Annotated in this window: 12 protein-coding genes; 9 read left to right on the forward strand and 3 right to left on the reverse strand. The window is 72.1% G+C overall.

From position 1 onward, the window contains the following. Nucleotides 1–16 precede the first annotated feature (16 nt). Nucleotides 17–1,546, reverse strand: a complete 1,530-nt coding sequence (glpK, locus tag ACFFIC_RS07850; protein ID WP_377049616.1) for a glycerol kinase GlpK — start codon at nucleotides 1,544–1,546, stop codon at nucleotides 17–19. On the opposite strand from glpK, the gene ACFFIC_RS07855 reads away from it, so the two are divergent. From ACFFIC_RS07855 to ACFFIC_RS07885, 7 genes are all read left to right on the forward strand, one after another. Next, nucleotides 1,545–2,243, forward strand: coding sequence for a glutathione S-transferase family protein (locus tag ACFFIC_RS07855; RefSeq protein ID WP_377049617.1), 699 nt, complete (start codon nucleotides 1,545–1,547; stop codon nucleotides 2,241–2,243). The genes glpK and ACFFIC_RS07855 overlap by 2 nt on opposite strands. Before the next feature lie 8 nt (nucleotides 2,244–2,251). Continuing rightward, nucleotides 2,252–3,178 carry an AEC family transporter gene (locus ACFFIC_RS07860; protein WP_377049618.1) on the forward strand — a complete coding sequence of 309 codons (927 nt, stop codon included), beginning with the start codon at nucleotides 2,252–2,254 and terminating at the stop codon, nucleotides 3,176–3,178. A 115-nt stretch (nucleotides 3,179–3,293) separates the two neighbouring features. Further along, on the forward strand, nucleotides 3,294–4,289 hold the full coding sequence (locus tag ACFFIC_RS07865) for a Bug family tripartite tricarboxylate transporter substrate binding protein (RefSeq protein WP_377049619.1): 996 nt from the start codon (nucleotides 3,294–3,296) through the stop codon (nucleotides 4,287–4,289). Between the two features lie 123 nt (nucleotides 4,290–4,412). After that, the gene (locus tag ACFFIC_RS07870) at nucleotides 4,413–5,450 is read left to right on the forward strand and encodes an SAM-dependent methyltransferase (protein ID WP_377049620.1); all 1,038 of its coding nucleotides are present in this window, start codon (nucleotides 4,413–4,415) and stop codon (nucleotides 5,448–5,450) included. 76 nt (nucleotides 5,451–5,526) lie between these two features. After that, on the forward strand, nucleotides 5,527–5,802 hold the full coding sequence (locus ACFFIC_RS07875; RefSeq protein ID WP_377049621.1) for a GNAT family N-acetyltransferase: 276 nt from the start codon (nucleotides 5,527–5,529) through the stop codon (nucleotides 5,800–5,802). A 34-nt stretch (nucleotides 5,803–5,836) separates the two neighbouring features. Continuing rightward, the gene (locus ACFFIC_RS07880; RefSeq protein WP_377049622.1) at nucleotides 5,837–6,703 is read left to right on the forward strand and encodes an SMP-30/gluconolactonase/LRE family protein; all 867 of its coding nucleotides are present in this window, start codon (nucleotides 5,837–5,839) and stop codon (nucleotides 6,701–6,703) included. A gap of 177 nt (nucleotides 6,704–6,880) precedes the next feature. Next, nucleotides 6,881–8,104, forward strand: coding sequence for an HWE histidine kinase domain-containing protein (locus ACFFIC_RS07885; RefSeq protein WP_377049623.1), 1,224 nt, complete (start codon nucleotides 6,881–6,883; stop codon nucleotides 8,102–8,104). A 7-nt stretch (nucleotides 8,105–8,111) separates the two neighbouring features. On the opposite strand, the gene ACFFIC_RS07890 is transcribed toward ACFFIC_RS07885, so the two are convergent. Together ACFFIC_RS07890 and ACFFIC_RS07895 are read right to left on the reverse strand one after the other, a co-directional pair. Continuing rightward, nucleotides 8,112–10,430, reverse strand: coding sequence for an NADP-dependent malic enzyme (locus ACFFIC_RS07890; RefSeq protein ID WP_377049624.1), 2,319 nt, complete (start codon nucleotides 10,428–10,430; stop codon nucleotides 8,112–8,114). An 80-nt stretch (nucleotides 10,431–10,510) separates the two neighbouring features. Continuing rightward, nucleotides 10,511–12,100: an ABC transporter substrate-binding protein gene (locus tag ACFFIC_RS07895; RefSeq protein WP_377049625.1), complete on the reverse strand. Its 1,590-nt coding sequence runs from the start codon at nucleotides 12,098–12,100 to the stop codon at nucleotides 10,511–10,513. Between the two features lie 116 nt (nucleotides 12,101–12,216). On the opposite strand from ACFFIC_RS07895, the gene mutS reads away from it, so the two are divergent. Further along, complete coding sequence (mutS, locus tag ACFFIC_RS07900) at nucleotides 12,217–14,940, forward strand: DNA mismatch repair protein MutS (RefSeq protein ID WP_377049626.1); 2,724 nt, start codon at nucleotides 12,217–12,219, stop codon at nucleotides 14,938–14,940. Further along, the gene (locus ACFFIC_RS07905) at nucleotides 14,937–17,681 is read left to right on the forward strand and encodes a [protein-PII] uridylyltransferase (protein WP_377049627.1); all 2,745 of its coding nucleotides are present in this window, start codon (nucleotides 14,937–14,939) and stop codon (nucleotides 17,679–17,681) included. The genes mutS and ACFFIC_RS07905 overlap by 4 nt, the downstream gene beginning before the upstream one ends. Nucleotides 17,682–17,776: the final 95 nt, after the last annotated feature.

Genomic DNA, 17,776 nt, shown 5'->3' on the forward strand with positions numbered 1-17,776 from the left:
GCGGCGCGGCGGGCGCTCACCCCGCCACCCGCCCCACCGCCACCTTCCACGCCGCGTGACGCCGCGCCGCTTCCTCCGGCGCCATGTCCGGCTCGAAGCGCACGCGCCGCCGCCAGTGGGTCGCGTTGTCCGACGGCGGCGGGCAGAGCCCCGCCTGCACCCCCGCCAGATAGGCCGCCCCCAGCGCCGTGGTTTCCGCCACCGCCGGCACGTCCACCGGGCACTGCAGCGCGTCCGCCAGGAAGCGCATCGTCCAGTCGCTGGCCGTCATGCCGCCGTCCACGCGCAGCACCGTGGTGCCCATTCCCGGCCAGTCCGCGCGCATGGCGTCCAGCAGGTCGCGCGTCTGCCAGGCCACGCTTTCCAGCGCGGCCCGCGCGATCTCGGCCGCCCCCGCCCCGCGCGTCAGCCCCAGGATCGCGCCGCGCGCGGCCGCATCCCAGTGCGGCGCGCCCAGGCCGGTGAAGGCCGGCACCATCACCACCCCTGAATCCGGGTCCGCCCGCGCTGCCAGCTCCCCCGCCTCCGCCGCCGTGCGGATGATGCCCAGCCCGTCCCGCAGCCACTGCACGGCCGCGCCCGCCACGAAGATCGCGCCCTCCAGCGCATAGGTCCTGCGCCCGCCCATCTGCCAGGCCACCGTGGTCAGCAGCCGGTGGGAGGACCGCACCGGCGCATCCCCCGTGTTCAGCAGCATGAAGCAGCCGGTGCCGTAGGTGGACTTCGCCATGCCCGGCGCGAAGCAGGCCTGCCCCAGCGTCGCCGCCTGCTGGTCCCCGGCCATGCCGCGGATCGGAATCGCGGCGCCCAGCAGCGCGGGATCGGTTTCGCCGAACTCCGCCGCGCAGTCCCGCACCTCCGGCAGCAGCGCGCGGGGGATCGCCAGCGCGCGCAGGATGTCCTCGTCCCACTCGCCCCGCCGGATGTCGTAGAGCATGGTGCGCGCGGCATTGGTCGCGTCCGTCGCGTGAACCCGCCCGCCCGTCAGGTGCCACAGCAGGAAGCTGTCCACCGTGCCGAAGGCCAGTTCGCCCCGCTCCGCACGGGCGCGCAGCCCCGGCACCTCCTCCAGCAGCCACATCAGCTTGGTGGCGGAGAAGTAGGGATCGGCCAGCAGCCCCGTGCGCTCCGTCAGCAGCGCCTCCAGCCCCTCCGCGCGCAGGCGGGCGCAGATACCGGCGCTGCGCCGGTCCTGCCAGACAATGGCGCGGTGCACGGCCCGCCCGGTTCCGCGGTCCCACACCAGCGTGGTTTCGCGCTGGTTGGTGATGCCGATTCCGGCCACCCGCGCGGCCTCCGCCCCGCCCCGCGCCAGAGCGCCGCGCAGGCATTTCACGGAATGCGCGACAAGCTCCTCCGGCGCGTGCTCCACGCGCCCCGGGCTCGGGAAATGCTGCGGCAGCTCCACCTGGTGCGTGGCCACCGGGTTCAGCGCCGCGTCGAACAGGATCGCGCGCGTGGAGGTCGTTCCCTGGTCGAGCGCCAGCAACGCATCCGCACCCATCCGCTTCCCCCCGCCTGTTTCCCGGCGCAGCATAGGGGCCATGTCCGTGATCCTCCATGACCTCTGCGGCGCCGATCCCGACCGCCGCTTCTCGCCCTATTGCTGGCGCGTCCGCATGGCGCTCGCCCACAAGGGCGTCGCGCACGAGGCGCTGCCCTGGCGCTTCACTGACAAGGCCGCCATCGCCGATGCCGGCACCGACAAGGTGCCCGTGCTGCGCCATGCCGGCCGTGCCATCGCGGAAAGCTGGACCATCCTCGAATACCTGGAGGACCACTGGCCCGGCGCCCCCAGCCTGTTCGGCGGCGAGGGCGGGCGCGCGCTCTCGCGCTTCGTCAACACCTGGTCGGACGCGGTGATGATGACGGGCATCGCCCGGCTGGTGGTTTCCGACATTCCCGCCCACCTCGCCCCCGCCGACGCCGAATACTTCACCCGCACGCGGGAGGCCCGCTTCGGCCGCGCCCTGCCCGAGGTCACCGCCAGCCGCGAGCGGGAGGTGGAGGGCTTCCGACGCGACCTGCACCCGCTCCGCATGGTTCTGCGCGAGCGCCCCTGGCTGTCGGGCCCCACCGCCGGCGCGGCCGACTTTATCGCCTTCGGCCCGCTGCAATGGGCCCGCTGCGTCTCGGCCTTTCCCCTGCTCACCCCGGACGACCCCGTGCATGCCTGGCGCGGGCGCCTGCTGGACGCCTTCGGCGGCCTCGCCCGTGCCGCGCCCGCCGAGGACCTCGGCTAGCCCGCCACATGGAATCCTGGATCGACGCCTTCCTGCCCGCCTTCGGGCTGATGGCGCTCGGCGCCTTCCTCAAGCGCCGCCTGCTGCGGGAGGACGCGGTGTGGGCGGGAATCGAGAAGCTGGTCTTCTGGGTGCTCCTGCCCTGCCTTCTGGTCTCCTCCCTCTCCTCCGTGCGCATGGCGGCGCTGCCCCTCGGGGGCATGGCCGCCTCGCTCTGGCTGGCGCTCGGGATCGGCTCCATCGCCTCGCTGCTCATGGCCCGCGCCTTCGGCCAGGAACACGCGGCGGCGACCTCCGTGCTGCAGGGGGGCATCCGCTTCAACAACCTGCTGGGCTTCGCCATCACGGGGGCGGTGTTCGGCGCGCCCGGCACGGCCCTGGCGGCGGTCACGGTGGGGCTGATCGTGCCCTGCGTGCAGTTGATCATCACCCCCGTCTTCGCCATGGGCGGCGGGGGGCGGCCGCGGCCGCTGGCGCTGCTGCGGCAGGTGGCGCTGAACCCGCTGATCCTGGCCTGCGCCCTGGGCTTCGTCCTTTCCGCGGCCGGCGGGCTGCCCGCCGGCATCGGGCCGCTGGTGCGCACCCTCGGCCAGGCCTCGGTCTCGCTGGGCCTGCTGGCGGTGGGCGCGGCGCTGGGCGCGGAGGCCATGCGGAACCGGCTCCCCCTTCAGGGCGCCACCGCCGCCTGGAAGCTGCTGGCCATGCCGGCCCTCACCCTCGCCCTTTGCCGCGCCTTCGGCCTGGAGGCCCTGCCCGCCACCATCGCGACCGTGTTCATGGCCCAGCCCACCGCCACCACCGCCTATGTCATGGCGCGCATGATGGGGGGCGACGCGCCGCTGATGGCGGCCATGACCACGCTCCAGCACGTGCTGGCCGTGCTCACCCTGCCCCTCTGGCTGCTGCTTCTCTGGGCAATCCTGCCCATTCCCTGACGCAGGGCTGGGCGGATGCGGGGCGGCAGCCGGATTTGCGACGCCGGCGCCGATTGGCGCGGCGGCAAAGCTTCCGCATGATGGCGGCACACACACCCGGACGGGACCATCACTGATGCTGACGCGCCCCAACATGACGCGGAGGGGCCTCGCGCGCGGGGCCCTGGGCCTCGGCGCCGCCTCCCTCGCCGCCGCCGCCGCCCAGGCCCAGGCCCCCTGGCCCGACCGGCCGCTGCGCCTGATCATCGGCTACCCGCCGGGCGGCGCCTCGGACCTTTTCGGGCGCATGATCGCCGGGCAGATGGGCCCGCGCCTGGGCCAGAACGTGGTGGTGGAGAACCGCCCCGGCGGCGGCGCCGTGGTGGCCAGCGAGGCCGTCTCCCGCAGCGCGCCCGACGGCAACACCCTGCTGCACGTCGACAACGGCATCCTCGTCTACAACCCCGCCCTTTACTCCCGCCTGCCCTACGACCCCGACAAGGACCTGGCCGGCGTCGGCTTCATCGGACGCTTCCCGCTCTTCCTCGTGGTGCGGGCGGACAGCCCGGTGCAGGACCTCGCGGGGTACATCGCCGCCTCCAAGGCACGCGCCCCCACCTACGGCACCCCCGCCGTCGCCTCTCCGCACCACCTGGCGATGGAGATGTTCAAGCGCCGCGCCAGCTTCGAGGCCACCCATGTTCCCTATCGCGGCGGCCCCGCGGCCATGCAGGACCTGCTGGCCGGCACGGTGGACAGCGTGATGATCGACTGCGCGACCGGCACGGCCTTTATCGCAGATGGCCGCGTCCGCGCCCTTTGCGTGCTGAGCGAGGCGCGCTCCCCCACCAGCGCCGCCGTGCCCACCGCGCGGGAGCTGGGCCATGCCAGCGCCATCGCCTATGGCTGGCAGGGCATCTGCGTCCCGGCCGCGACCCCGGCCCCCGTGGTGGCCCGCCTCTCGGCGGAGCTGGCCCGCGCCATCGCCGCCGACGAGGTCCAGGCCCGCTTCACCACGCTGGGCATCGAGCCCGCGCGCTTCTCCCCAGCCGAGTTCATGGCCTTCGTTCAGCGCGAGAACGCGGAATGGCGCCCGCTGATCCGCGAGCTCGGCATCCGCCTGGACAGCTGAGCGGCACCCCACCCCCGTTCCATCCCGGCGCCATCACAAGGTCGGGATGGCCTTCCACGGGCGCGGCGGCTAGTTAGGAAGCCGGCCGCCCCGTGGCCTATCCGGGATAGGAACCGCACCGCCTTGCTCCGTCGCCTCCGTTCCCTGGTCCGCGGCGCCCGCCGCATGGGATCGGGCAACCTCCTCGGGAAGATCCACGCGCTCGAGATGGCCTCCGGCGCCGCCGCCCGCAACGCGGAGCTGGCGGCCTGGAACACCAAGGTGATGGGCTCGGCCATCGCCAGCCAGTTCTACGAGGCGGGGCTGGCCGGGCAACTCGCCCCCCTCCCCCCCGACCCCGTCCGGACCGGCTTCGGCGGCCGCCTCTGCCGGCAGGAGGACATCGAGAGCCACTGGCTGCGCCACTGGTGCGGCCAGATCGGCTTCGTGCCCATGTACCACCGCAAGGTCTGGGAGGACTGCTACGCCCTCCAGGCCCTGAACGAGCGCGGCCTGCTTTCCCCGGGCAAGCGCGGCCTGGGCTTCGCGGTGGGCGCCGAATGGCTGCCCAGCTTCATGGCCAAGCGGGGCGTGGAGGTGGTGGCGACCGACCTCGACGCCCAGGACCTGCGCGCCAGGAACTGGATCAAGGCCGACCAGCACGGCGGGCGCATCGACACCATCTTCAAGCCCGCCCTGATCGACATGGACACCTTCAACAAGCGGGTGTCGCTGCGGGCGGTGGACATGAACGCCATTCCCACCGACCTCCACGGCAGCTTCGACTTCCTGTGGTCGGTCTGCTCGCTTGAGCATTGCGGCACCATCCAGCAGGGCCTGGAATTCGTGGTGGATGCGATGAAGTGCCTGCGCCCCGGGGGCATCGCGGTGCACACCACGGAGTTCAACATCGACCCCGACGGCCCCACCATCGAGGAAGGCGCCACGGTCCTGTTCCAGCGCCGCCACATGGAGGAGCTGGACGCCCGCCTCGCACTGGCCGGGCACCGGATGCTTCCAATGGATTTCAGCACCGGCAAGGGCATCCTGGACCAGTTCGTGGACCTGCCCCCCTATCCCGGCAACGACAGCCCCCTGGCCCTGCCGGAGCCGCCGCACCTGCGCCTCTCGATCCAGGGCCTGGTCGCCACCTCCCTCGGCTTCATCGTCGAGAAGGGCTGAGGCCGCCCCACCCCGTGCCGAACGACCGCGCCCCTCGGGCGTTGAGGCCCGAGGCACGGAAAGACGGGGGCAGGGCATGGCAGGCGAGGTAACCGACAACCGCGAGCTCGAGCAGTTCGAGCTGGCGACCGGGGGCGGCACCGCCCTGATCGCCTACCGGCGCGAAGGCGGCCGCATCACGCTGGTCCACACGGAGGTGCCGGACGCCCTGGAAGGCCAGGGCATCGGGTCCCGGCTCGTGCGCGGCGCGCTGGACATGATCCGGGCGGAGGGGCTGCGCGTGGTTCCCCGCTGTTCCTTCGTGGCCGCCTATATGAACAGGCACCCCGAGACACAGGACCTCCTGGCCTGAGTTCCGCCGCGCCCACAGCGAAAGGGGTCGCCCGATGAACCCGCCCATCCGAATCCTCGACGCCGCCCCCGCGGCCGGCACCGGCGAGAGCCCCGTCTGGGACGAGAGCCTCGGCCGCCTCTGGTGGGTGGACATTCCCGCCCCCGCCCTGCACCGCACCGACCCCGCGACGGGCGAAACCGAGACCTGGACGGTGCCCGAGCCGGTGGGCTGCCTGGGCCTCTGCCGCTCGGGCACGCTGCTGCTGGGCCTGCGCTCGGGCATCCAGCGCTTCGATCCGAAGGACGGCCTGCTCTACCGCCTCGCGGCGCCGGAGCCCGACCGGCCGGAGAACCGGCTGAACGACGGCAAGGTCTCGCCGGAAGGCCGCTTCCTCGTGGGCTCCATGAACGACACGGAGGAGAAAAGCCCGACCGGCGCCCTCTGGCGCCTCGACCCCGGGCAAAGAACCTGCGCGCGCCTCGCGGGGGACATCACCATCTCCAACGGCCTGGCCTGGAGCCCGGACGGGCGGACCCTCTGGCATTCCGATACCGAGGCCGGAGTGATCTGGAACTGGGACTACGACCCGGCCGACGGCACGGTCTGCAACCGCCGCGAGGTGTGCCGCCCCGATGCCGCCACCGGCCTGCCGGATGGCGGCGCCGTGGACGCGGAGGGCGGCTACTGGAGCGCGGGCGTTTCCGCCGGCCGGCTGAACCGCTGGCTGCCCGACGGCACGCTGGACCGCTTCGTGGAACTGCCGGTGCGCGCGCCTACCATGCCCTGCTTCGGCGGGCCGGGGCTGCGCACCCTGTTCGTGACCAGCCTGCGGAACAAGGACCACGGCCCGCATGATGGCCGGTTGATCGCGCTGGACGTGGGGATCGCCGGGACACCAGTGGGCCATTTCGCCGATTGATCCGGCCGGGCCAGGCAAACCCATCAGCAATCAGGGGCGCTAAACGCAAATCGCAGGACTGGAACGATTAAGGAGCGCTAAACGGCATCCGGGGCGCTATCATGCTTCCCGTTGAAGGCAAGGTGGATCCGGGGAATCTGACTAGGCCGCAACGAATGGCAGGATGGGTCATGCGCCTTGGCTGACGAAGATGCGCCGGGCACCGACCCGGGCGACCAACACCTGCTGCGTCAGTCCGAGATACTGGCTCGCTTCGCCGAGCTTTCGCTCAGTTCAACCGACCTCGACGACATCCTGACAAAGGCCTGCCAACTCGTCGCGGAGGCTCTCGGCACCGGACTGGCGAAAGTGCTGCAACTGCAACCGGATGGGCGAACCCTGTTCGTGCGGGCCGGCGCTGGCTGGAAGCATGGCGTCGTCGGGCACACGACGCTTCGACCCGGGGAGGTCGGCTCGGAAATCTACGCGGCGGACAACACAGAACCGATTATCTCCACCGATGTCGATGCCGAAACGCGCTTCCAGTATCCATCCTTTCTCCGCGAGAACGGCGTCAGGGCTTTCGTCAATGTTCCGATCACCGGCGGCAAAAACAAGTTGCCTTTCGGGATCTTCCAGGTCGACAGCCGCACGCCCCGTGAGTTCACCGAGGCCGAGACACAGTTCCTGCGCGGCTACGCCAGCCTGCTCGCCGGATCGGTTGCGCGCCTGAACGCCATCTCGGAACTGACCGCCAACAACGCGGAACTCGCAGGCCAGGTTGAAAAGCTCAAGCGCGCGATGGAGCACCAGAGCTTCCTGTCCAAGGAGGTGGACCACCGGGCCAAGAACATGCTCGCCGTGATCCAGGCTGTCGTGCGCCTGACCAAGGCCGATGACATGCGCAGCTTCGTCAAGGCCGTCGAGGGGCGGATCTCGGCCCTGGGGCGGGCGCAGACGCTTCTCTCGGCCGACCGCTGGGTTGGCGCCGACCTGCACACCCTGATCCGCGGCGAGCTTTCACAGTTCCTTCAAACGGATCAGGAAGGCCCCCTCGTCCAGGTGGAGGGGCTGCCGCTTGTTCTGCCGCCGATGGTGACGCAGCCTTTCTCCATGGCCTTGCACGAGCTGGCGACGAACGCGGTCAAGTACGGAGCCTTGTCGAACCCGGCGGGACGCGTGCGGATCTCCTGGCAGGTGGAGCGGAGGGATCGGACCTGCCTCGTGTTCCGCTGGGCGGAGAGCGGCGGGCCGATGGTCGGCGGCCCGCCGGCCCGCAGGGGTTTCGGGTTGAGGGTCCTGACCGATACGCTGCGCCTGCAGCTGGGCGGCACGATCTTCATGGCCTGGAACGAGACGGGGCTGGTCTGCGACCTCAACATCCCCCTCGCCCCCGCCACGGCGGTTTTGCAGCAAAGCTAGGGGCTGTTCAGCGCGGCAGAGAGTCGTGCGCCGCCAGGCAGGCCATGTCCAGGATGCCGTTCACCCCGGCCGCGATGGACAGGATCTGCGCGGGCTTGGAAAGCCCCATCAGCAACGGCCCGATCGTGGTCGCACTCGTCAGGCGCGGCACCGCCTTGCTCAGGATATGGGCGGCGTGCAGGCCCGGCATCACCAGCACGTTCGCCGCCCCCGTGAGCCGGCAGAAGGGATAAAGCGAGCGAAGCTGCGGATCGAGCGCCACGTCCGCCGCCATCTCGCCCTCGTACTCGAAGCCGACATCGCTGCGGGCATCCAGCAGCCTCACGGCCTCGCGCACCGTCTGCGGGATGTGGCTGCCGCGCGGGTCGCCGAAGTTGGAGAAGGACAGGAAGGCCACGCGCGGCTCCAGCCCGAGGCGGCGCGCCTGGGCCGCGGCCTGCACGGCGATCTCGGCCAGCGTCTCGCTGTCCGGGCGCTCGTGGATGGCGGTGTCGGCCAGCAGCACCGTGCCGGCGCGGCGCGTCAGCATCAGCGTCAGGCCGAAGAGCACGCCCTCCCCGCCATGGGAGGCCGGCGCCGGGTCGATGGCGAGCGTGATCTGCTTCAGCGCCGCCGAGTAGGAGCGCGTGGTGCCCGTCACCATGGCGTCCGCGTCGCCCAGCGCCACCATGCAGGCGGCGAATACGTTGCGGTCCAGGTTCACCGCGCGCTGGGCGTCGCGGAACAGGAAGCCGTTCCGCTGCATCCGGGCATAGATGTACTCCGCGTAGCGCAGGTTCCGGTCCGAGCGCGCGGCGTTGTGGATCTCGATCCCCTCGCCCAGCGGAACGCCGAGGGAGGCGACGGTGGCCATCACCCGCTCCTCGCGCCCCACCAGCACGGGCGTGCCGTAGCCGGCGTTGCGGAAGGCGATGGCCGCGCGGATCGTCTTCTCCTCCTCGCCCTCGGCGAAGACCACGCGGCGGGGGCTGTGGCGCACGCGCTCGGTGATCGCCTCCAGCGCGCCGCCGGCGGCGTCCAGCTTCTGCGCCAGCGCGCGGGCGTATTGCGGCATGTCCGTGATGGGCTTGCGCGCCACGCCGCTGTCCATCGCCGCCCTGGCCACGGCGGGCGACACGCGGGAGATCAGGCGGGGGTCGAAGGCGTGCGGGATGATGTAGTCGGGGCCGAAGCGCAGCCCCATGCCGCCGCCGGCGCCCGCCACCTCCTCCGGCACGTCCTCGCGCGCCAGCATCGCCAGCGCGTGGGCGGCCGCGATCTTCATGGGCTCGTTGATGGTGCTGGCGCGCACGTCCAGCGCGCCGCGGAAGATGAAGGGAAAGCCCAGGACGTTGTTCACCTGGTTCGGGTAGTCGGACCGCCCGGTGGCCACGATGCAGTCGGGACGCACGGCCTTGGCCTCGTCCGGGGTGATCTCCGGGTCGGGGTTGGCCATGGCGAAGATGATGGGCTTCTCGGCCATGGCGCGCACCATCTCCGGCGTCACCGCGCCCTTCTTGGACAGGCCGAAGAAGGCGTCGGCGCCCGACAGCGCCTCGGTCAGGGTGCGGGCGTCGGTGTCGGTGGCATGGGCCGACTTCCACTGGTTCATGCCCTCCACCCGGCCGCGGTAGAGCACGCCCTTGGTGTCGCACATCACGATGTTCTGCGGGCGCATCCCCATGGCGCGCAGAAGCTCCGCGCAGGCGATGGCGGCCGAGCCCGCGCCGTTGATCACCAGCCTGGTTTCGCGGAGATCCCGCCCGGTCAGGTGGCACGCGTTGATCAGGCCGGCGGCGGCGACGATGGCGGTGCCGTGCTGGTCGTCGTGGAACACCGGGATGTCCATGATCTCGCGCAGGCGCTGCTCGATCACGAAGCACTCGGGGGCCTTGATGTCCTCGAGGTTGATGCCGCCGAAGGAGGGGGCGAGGAAGCGCACGCAGTTGACGAACTCGTCCACGTCCGCCGTGTCCACGCAGAGGTCGATGGAATCCACCTCGGCGAAGCGCTTGAACAGGGCGGCCTTGCCCTCCATCACGGGCTTGGAGGCCACCGCGCCCAGGTCGCCCAGGCCCAGCACCGCCGTGCCATTGGAGATCACGGCGACCATGTTGCCCTTGGCCGTGTAGTCATAGGCCAGCGACTTGTCGCGGTGGATCTCCAGGCACGGCTCGGCAACCCCCGGCGAATAGGCGAGCGAAAGGTCGCGCGCGGTGGAGAGCGGCTTGGTGAGGCGGATCTCCAGCTTGCCGGGCTTGCCCTCGGCATGCATCGCCAGGGCTTCTTCCCGCGTGATGCGGGCGGTGCGGGAATCCCCCGATCCCGTGTGGCGCACGTCGTCCATGGTTCGTTTCTCCCGCTCTGCCGGCGTTATGCCCCTTGGGGTCTGCCCCGTGAAGCGTGGTGCGTGTCAGGTCCCGCCGGTCAGGACCGGCGGATGTTCCAGGGATAGGGCGTGCTGCCCTCCAGGAAGCCGGTCAGGTTCCGCCGGAAGGCCGTGCGGATGGTGAACTGCCCGAGCGGGATGGTCGCGACCTCGTCGAGCGCGAGCCGCCCCAGGGCCTCCGCGCTGCGGGCACGGGCGGCATCGTCCGGTGCCTCCATCCATTCCGCGGTCAGCGCCTCCGCGCGCTCGCTCTTCCACCACCCGAACCATCCGGCCTCGCCCTGCCCGCGGATCAGGGGCGACATGGCGGGGCTGCCATAGGTGTTCGACGATCCCGTGGTGTGGAAGATGCTCCATCCGCCGCGCTCGATGGGCTCGCGCGAGTTGCGGCGCTGGATCACCGTTCCCCAGTCGCTCTCGGCCAGCTCCACGTTCATGCCCACGCGCCGCAGCGCGTCGTTGGTCACCTGGCCGAGCGGCCCGATGTCCGGGAAGTCGGTGGGGTTGATGATGACGAGCTTGCCATTCGTGTAGCCCGCGTCCCTGAGGGCGGCGCGGGCGGCGTCCAGGCTGCCCGGCATCAGGTCGGGGTTGTCGCGGAAATAGGGCGTGCGGCGGGGGTAAAGGCTGCGCGTCTCGCTCCAGAGGGCGGTGTCGTCCCCCTGGGCCGCGCGCATGTAGTTCTCCTGGATCACCGAGAGCCGCACGGCCCGGCGCAGCCGCACGTCGTCGAAGGGCGGCTGCAGGCAGTTCAGGCGCATCAGCGCCATCCGCCCCTCCACGTCCAGGATCTCCTGCCGGACCTCGCGGTTGCGGGCCAGCACCGGGCGCAGGTCCGACAGCGGGCGCTCCCACCAGTCCACCTCGCCGTTGGTCAGCGCCGCGGCGGCGGTGGAGGCATCGGGGATCACCAGCCACTCGATGCGCTGCATCAGCGCGCGCTTGGCGCCCGAGGCGCGCTCGGGCGCTTCCTCGCGCGGCACGTAGCCGTCGAACTTCTCGTACACCACGCGCGAGCCGGAGTTGTACTCGCCGGCGACGAAACGGTACGGGCCGGAGCCCGTCATCTCCGTGATGGCGCGGGTCGCCTCGGTGGAGGCCAGGCGCTCGGGCATGATGAAGCAGACGCTGGCATCGGGCTTGGCCAGCGCGTCCAGGATCAGCGGGAAGGGCCGGTGCAGGCGCGCCTCGAAGCTGCGGTCGTCCAGCGCCCGCCATTCCGCCACCGCGCGGGCCAGAAGCTGGCCGAAGGGGTCGCGCACGCACCAGCGCCTGATGCTGGCGATGCAGTCGGCGGCGCGCACGGGCTCGTTGTCGTGGAAGCGCAGGCCTTGGCGCAGGCGGAAGCGCCAGCGCAGCCCGTCGTCCAGCACCTCGTGCCCCTCGGCCATCTGCGGGCGGGGGCGGTTGGAGGCATCGGTCGCGTAGAGGGTGTCGAAGACGTAGTAGCCGTGGTTGCTGGTGACGGTGGCCGTGGTCCAGACCGGATCCAGGCTGGTGAGGTTGGCTTGCGGCACGAAGCGCATGGTCCGGGCGCGCATGTCCTGCCCGACGGCGGGCGCGGATGGTGCCCCCGCCGCGCCCGCGGCGAGCGCCGCGCCTCCCCGGAGCAGGCTTCGACGATCCATGGATGATGCCTCCCGCGTGGTCCGTGGCCGGAACCTCTGAAACAAAAGCCTGCGCCCGCCGCCCACCACGTGGCAAGCGCTGGACCGCGGCGCCTCCCCCACTTACGACTGCCCCCATGGATGCCGCGCCGCCCCGACCGCACGACCTTCCACCCGGCCTTCCCGGGCCCGAGGGCGCGACTCCCGCCATGGCGCAGTGGTTCGCCGCCAAGGCCGCCCACCCCGACGCCCTGGTGTTCTTCCGCATGGGCGACTTCTTCGAGCTGTTCTTCGCCGATGCCGTCACCGCCGGGGAGGCGCTGGGCCTGGCCGTGTCCCACCGCGGCGAGCACCAGGGGCGCCCCGTGCCCATGGCGGGCGTGCCCGTGCACGCGATGGAGGCCTATCTCGCCCGCCTGATCCGCCGTGGCTTCCGGGTCGCGATCTGCGAGCAGATGGAAAGTCCCGAGGCCGCGAAGGCCCGCCGCGCCCCGGCCGTGCGGCGGGAGGTCGTGCGCGTGGTCACCCCCGCCACCGTGACGGAGGAGGCGCTGCTGGAAGGCGCCCGCCCCTCCTGGCTGCTGGCGCTGGCGCCCGACGGCGCGGGGCGGGTGGGGGCGGCCTGGCTGGACGTGTCCACCGGACAGGTCTGCACGGAATGCCTCGGCGTGGCCGAGATGGGCGCCTTGCTGGCGCGGCTGGAGCCGGCGGAGGTGCTGGCGCCCGAATCGCTGGCGGCGGGCGATGCGCTGACGCCGCTGGGCGGCACGGTGCGGGAGGCCGCCCCGCCGCGGGACGGCGCGCGGCTGGCCGCGGAGGCCTGGGGGGTGGCGGGCCTGGCCGCCTTCGGCAGCTTCACCGAGGGCGAGGCGGCGGCGCTCGCCATGGCGCTGGACTATGTGCGCGCGACCTCCGGCGGCACCCTGCCCCGCCTCGCCCCCCCGGAATGCCGGGGCGGCGAGAACACGCTGCGCATGGACGCCGCCACCCGCCGCAGCCTGGAGATCCTTCGCGCCGAGCGCGGCGGCAAGGACTGCCTGATGGGGGCGGTGGACCGCACGCTCACGGCCGCGGGCGCCCGCGAGCTGGCCGCCCGCCTCGCCACGCCGCTGGCCGAGGCGGGACCGATCGCGGCGCGTCACGATGCCGTTTCCTTTCTGCTCGCGGCCGATGCCGTGCGCGGCGGCCTGCGGGAGGCGCTGCGCGGCGCGCCGGACATGGCCCGCGCGCTGGGGCGGCTCTCGGTGGAACGCTTCTTTCCGCGTGACCTCGCGGCGCTGCGCGACGGGCTTCTGCGTGCCGAGGCCATGCGGGAGGCGATCGGCGGTGCCAGCGGGGTGCCGCCCATCCCGCCCCTGCTGCTTTCCGCTGCCGAGGCGCTGGTGCCGGATGCCTCGCCACGGGCGGAGCTGAGCCGGGCGCTCGCGGCCGAGCTGCCGGCGCGCCTGGAGGATGGCGGCGTGGTCGGCCCCGGCTATGACGGCGAGCTGGACGCGCTCAGGCGCCTGCGGGACGACGCGCGCGGGGCGATTCTCGCGTTGCAGATGGACCTGGCCCAGGCCTGGGGCGTGGCCAGCCTGAAGATCCGGCACCACCAGCAGCTGGGCTTCCTGGCCGAGGTGCCGGCCGCGGCGGGGGAAACGCTGCTGCGGGCGAAGCCGGAGCCCGGACCCATGGCGCCGGTGCACCGGCAGAGCATGGCCAATGCCCATCGCTTCACCTGCGGGGCGCTGTCCGACCTCGACCGCCGGCTGTCCCAGGCGCGCGACGAGGCGGCGCGGCGGGAGGCCGCGGTGGTGCGCCACCTGCGCGGGCTCTGCCTGGAGGCGGCGCCCGGGATCGCGCATGCGGCACGGGCGGCGGCGGAGATCGACGTCCACGCGGCCTCGGCCGAGCTGGCGGCGGGGGGCGGCTGGTGCCGGCCGGACATCCCGGAGCGGCCGGAGTTCTGCATCGCGCAGGGGCGGCACCCCGTGGTGGAGGCGGCGCTGCGCCGGAACCGGGGCCCCGCCTTCGTGCCCAACGACGCCGATCTCTCCCCGGGGCGGCGGCTGTGCCTTCTGACGGGGCCGAACATGGCCGGAAAATCGACCTATCTCCGCCAGAACGCGCTGATGGTGGTGCTGGCCCAGGCCGGGCTGTTCGTGCCGGCCGAATCGGCCCGGATCGGGCTGGTGGACCGGCTGTTCTCGCGCGTGGGCACGGCGGACGACATCGCGGGCGGGCGATCCACCTTCATGGTGGAGATGAGCGAGACGGCGGCGGTGCTGAACCAGGCGGGGCCGCGCTCCTTCGTGGTGCTGGACGAGGTCGGGCGCGGCACGGCCACCTGGGACGGCCTGGCCATCGCCTGGGCGGTGCTGGAGGCGCTGCACGACCGCCTGCGCTCCCGCACGCTGTTCGCCACCCATTTCCACGAGCTGACGGCCCTGGCGGGCAAGCTGCCGGAGCTGGCGCCGGCGGCCATGAAGGTGCGCGAGCACCGGGGGCAGGTGGTGTTCCAGCACCTCGTGGGGGCGGGTGCCTCCGAACGGTCCTGGGGCCTGCACGTGGCACGGCTGGCCGGGGTCCCGCGGGAGGTCGTGGGGCGGGCCGAGGTGGTGCTGGCCTCGCTGGAGGAAAGGGCGCGGGGGCTGGAGCCGCTTTCCGGGGAGCTGCCCCTCTTCGCCGGGACGGCGGCGCGGGGGACGGCCCCTCCGGCCGGAGCGGAGGACCCCGTCCTTGCGGCCCTGGAGGCGCTGGACCCCGATTCCATGGCGCCTCGCGAGGCCCTGGAGGCGCTCTACCGCCTGAAAACCTTGCTGCCGGGCCACGGGGTGGCTGTTGCCCCGCGGAAGGAATCCTTATCTTCCGTCAAATGAACATCGCTGGCCTCGGCAGCGCCGAAGCACCCATCGCACCGCAATTCGGTTTGGGCGGGTCGGGGCTCGACGGACTTGCTTCCTCACCACCTCCGTCCCGGGACACGGCGCTGGCGCTGCTGCGCCGGCACCTCAGCCGCATCCAGAGCGGCATGCAGGAGCGGTTCGAGCGGGAAAGCCTGGCCGGGCTGGTGGCCGCGCGGGCCCTGGCCTGCGAGATGGACGGGCTGATCGCGGCCATCCTGCGCTACAGCCTGGTGGCGACGGGCGGGTTGGCGACCGCGCCCTCCTTCGCGCTGGCGGCCACGGGCGGCTACGGGCGGGGCACGCTGGCCCCCTATTCCGATATCGACCTGCTTTTCGTCTCGGACGCGCCGCTGGACGCGGGGGGGCGGCGGGCGGTGGAGTTCATGCTCTACCTGCTGTGGGACCTGGGCGTGAAGGTGGGCCACGCGACGCGCTCGGTCGAGGAATGCTTGGTGGATGCCCGCGCCGACACCACCGTGCAGACGGCGCTGCTGGATTCGCGCTTCCTGGAGGGGGATGCGGGCGTCTATGCGCGCTTCCACGCGGCCTATGCGGAGGCGCGGGCCGAATGGGGGCTGGGGCAGTTCCTCCATGCCAAGCAGATCGAGCGCGGGCTGCGCCACGCGCGCTACGGCGACAGCCCCTATCTGGTGGAGCCGCACATCAAGGAGGGCCGGGGCGGCCTGCGCGACCTCCAGACCATGTACTGGATCGCGCGCTACGCCTTCGACGTCGAGAAGATGTGGCAGCTCGTCGGCCCCGACAGCCCCGGTGGCGGGCTGCTGACGGCGCAGGAGGCGCGGGCCTTCCGCCGTGCCTGGTCGTTCCTCTGGACCGTGCGCTTCCACCTCCACTACGTGACCGGGCGCGCCGAGGAGCGGCTGACCTTCGACCTGCAGCCCGTTGTGGGCGCGCGCATGGGCTACACCCGGCACGGCAAGCAGGACGGGGTGGAGCGCTTCATGAAGCACCTCTTCCTCACGGCGCGGGAGGTTGTGCGGCTCAAGCGGCTGCTGGAGCCGGCGATCGAGCGGGCGGCGCTGGGCATGCCGGCGCTGCAGCCCGCGCCCGACGAGGCGATGAAGCAGGCCGGGCTGACGCTGGCGGACGGCAAGATCCTGTTCGCCCCCGACCACGACATCGCGGCCGATCCGGGGGTGATGCTGCGGCTGGTGCGCAAGGCGCGGGACCGCGGCCTGGAAATCCATCCGCTGGGCCTGCGGGCGCTGATCCGCAACGCGCGCTATGCCACGCGGCTGCGCGGTCAGGCGGCGGCGAACGTGCTGTTCCTCGATATCCTGACGGGCAAGAACAGCGCGCACTGGCTGCGCGCGCTGAACGAGGCGGGGGTGCTGTCGAGCCTCGTGCCGGAATGGGCGCGCATCGTCGGGCTGATGCAGTTCGACACCTATCACGTCTTCACCGTGGAGGAGCACACGATCGAGGCGGTGGGGGTGATGAACGCCCTGGAGCGCGGGGAACTGGACACGGTCGCGCCGGTCGCCTCGGAGCTTGTCGGGCAGTTGCAGTCCCGGCGCGCGCTGTATGCCGCGATCCTGCTGCACGACATCGCCAAGGGGCGCGGTGGCGACCATTCGGAGCTCGGCGCCGGAATCGCGCAGGAGCTGTGCCCGCGCCTCGGGCTCTCGCCCGAGGAAACGGAGACGGTGTCCTGGCTGGTGCTGAACCACCTGCTGGTGAGCCAGACCGCCTTTAAGCGCGACATCGACGACCCCAAGACCATCCTGGACCTGGCGGAGGTCGTGCAGTCGCCGGAGCGGCTGCGGCTGCTGCTGGTGCTGACCGTGTGCGACATGCGCGCGGTGGGGCCGAAGGTCTGGAACGGCTGGAAGGCGACGCTGCTGCGCGAGCTGTACTGGCGCGTGGCGGAGGTGCTGGCGGGCGGGCTTTCCGTGCCCGAGCGCGACGTGCGCGTGGCCCGCGCGCGGGAGGCCGCGGCGGCCACCCTCAGCTTCCGCCCGGCGGCGGAGGTGGAGCACTTCCTGTCGCTCGGCTATCCCGGCTACTGGCTGTCCTTCGACCCCGACACCCATGCGCGCCACGCTTCCCTGATCCGCGAAGCGGAAAGCACGGGAGCGCCGCTGACGGTGCGCACCGAGGTGCTGGAGGAGCGCGCGGTGACGGAGGTGACGGTTTATACCGCCGACCATCCCGGGCTGTTCAGCCAGATCGCGGGGGCGCTGGCGGTGGGGGGCGCCTCCATCGTGGACGCGCGCATCCACACCATGACCAACGGCATGGCGCTCGACACCTTCTGGGTGCAGGACGCGGCGGGCGGGGCGCTGGACGCGCCGCACCGCCTCGCGCGGCTTTCGGTGATGATCGAACAGGCGCTCTCGGGGCGGATGCGGATCAACGACGAGATCCAGAAGGTCAAGCGCGAGCCGGCGCGGCTCAGGGCGGTGACGGTGCCGCCGCGCGTGGTGATCGACAACCACGCGAGCCACACGCACACGGTGATCGAGGTGAACGGGCGCGACCGGCCGGGGCTGCTGCACGACGTGACGGCGGCCATCTCGGCCCAGGGCGTGCAGATCGCCTCCGCGCATGTGACCACCTATGGCGTGCGCGCGGTGGACGTCTTCTACGTGAAGGACCTGTTCGGCCTGAAGATCGAGAACGAGCGCAAGCTGGAGGGGCTGCGGCGGGCGGTGTTGTCGGCGCTGGGGACGGCACCGGCGGAAGCGGTCTGACCGCCCGGCCGCCTTACCATCTTACGATCTTACTGCCTTACCCCGCCCCGGGCCCTGGCGGATCGCCCGGGGGTTCATAAGAAATTATTCTTAGA

This window comes from Muricoccus vinaceus (assembly GCF_042433125.1).
Taxonomy (GTDB): Bacteria; Pseudomonadota; Alphaproteobacteria; order Acetobacterales; family Acetobacteraceae; genus Roseomonas; species Roseomonas vinacea.

Bases quoted from the DNA above. Each gene is read 5' to 3' on its own strand.
- ACFFIC_RS07855 (WP_377049617.1), top strand. From the start codon at position 1,545: ATGTCCGTGATCCTCCATGACCTCTGCGGCGCCGATCCCGACCGCCGC.
- glpK (WP_377049616.1), bottom strand. From the start codon at position 1,546: ATGGCCCCTATGCTGCGCCGGGAAACAGGCGGGGGGAAGCGGATGGGT.
- ACFFIC_RS07860 (WP_377049618.1), top strand. From the start codon at position 2,252: ATGGAATCCTGGATCGACGCCTTCCTGCCCGCCTTCGGGCTGATGGCG.
- ACFFIC_RS07865 (WP_377049619.1), top strand. From the start codon at position 3,294: ATGCTGACGCGCCCCAACATGACGCGGAGGGGCCTCGCGCGCGGGGCC.
- ACFFIC_RS07875 (WP_377049621.1), top strand. From the start codon at position 5,527: ATGGCAGGCGAGGTAACCGACAACCGCGAGCTCGAGCAGTTCGAGCTG.
- ACFFIC_RS07880 (WP_377049622.1), top strand. From the start codon at position 5,837: ATGAACCCGCCCATCCGAATCCTCGACGCCGCCCCCGCGGCCGGCACC.
- ACFFIC_RS07890 (WP_377049624.1), bottom strand. From the start codon at position 10,430: ATGGACGACGTGCGCCACACGGGATCGGGGGATTCCCGCACCGCCCGC.
- ACFFIC_RS07895 (WP_377049625.1), bottom strand. From the start codon at position 12,100: ATGGATCGTCGAAGCCTGCTCCGGGGAGGCGCGGCGCTCGCCGCGGGC.
- mutS (WP_377049626.1), top strand. From the start codon at position 12,217: ATGGATGCCGCGCCGCCCCGACCGCACGACCTTCCACCCGGCCTTCCC.
- ACFFIC_RS07905 (WP_377049627.1), top strand. From the start codon at position 14,937: ATGAACATCGCTGGCCTCGGCAGCGCCGAAGCACCCATCGCACCGCAA.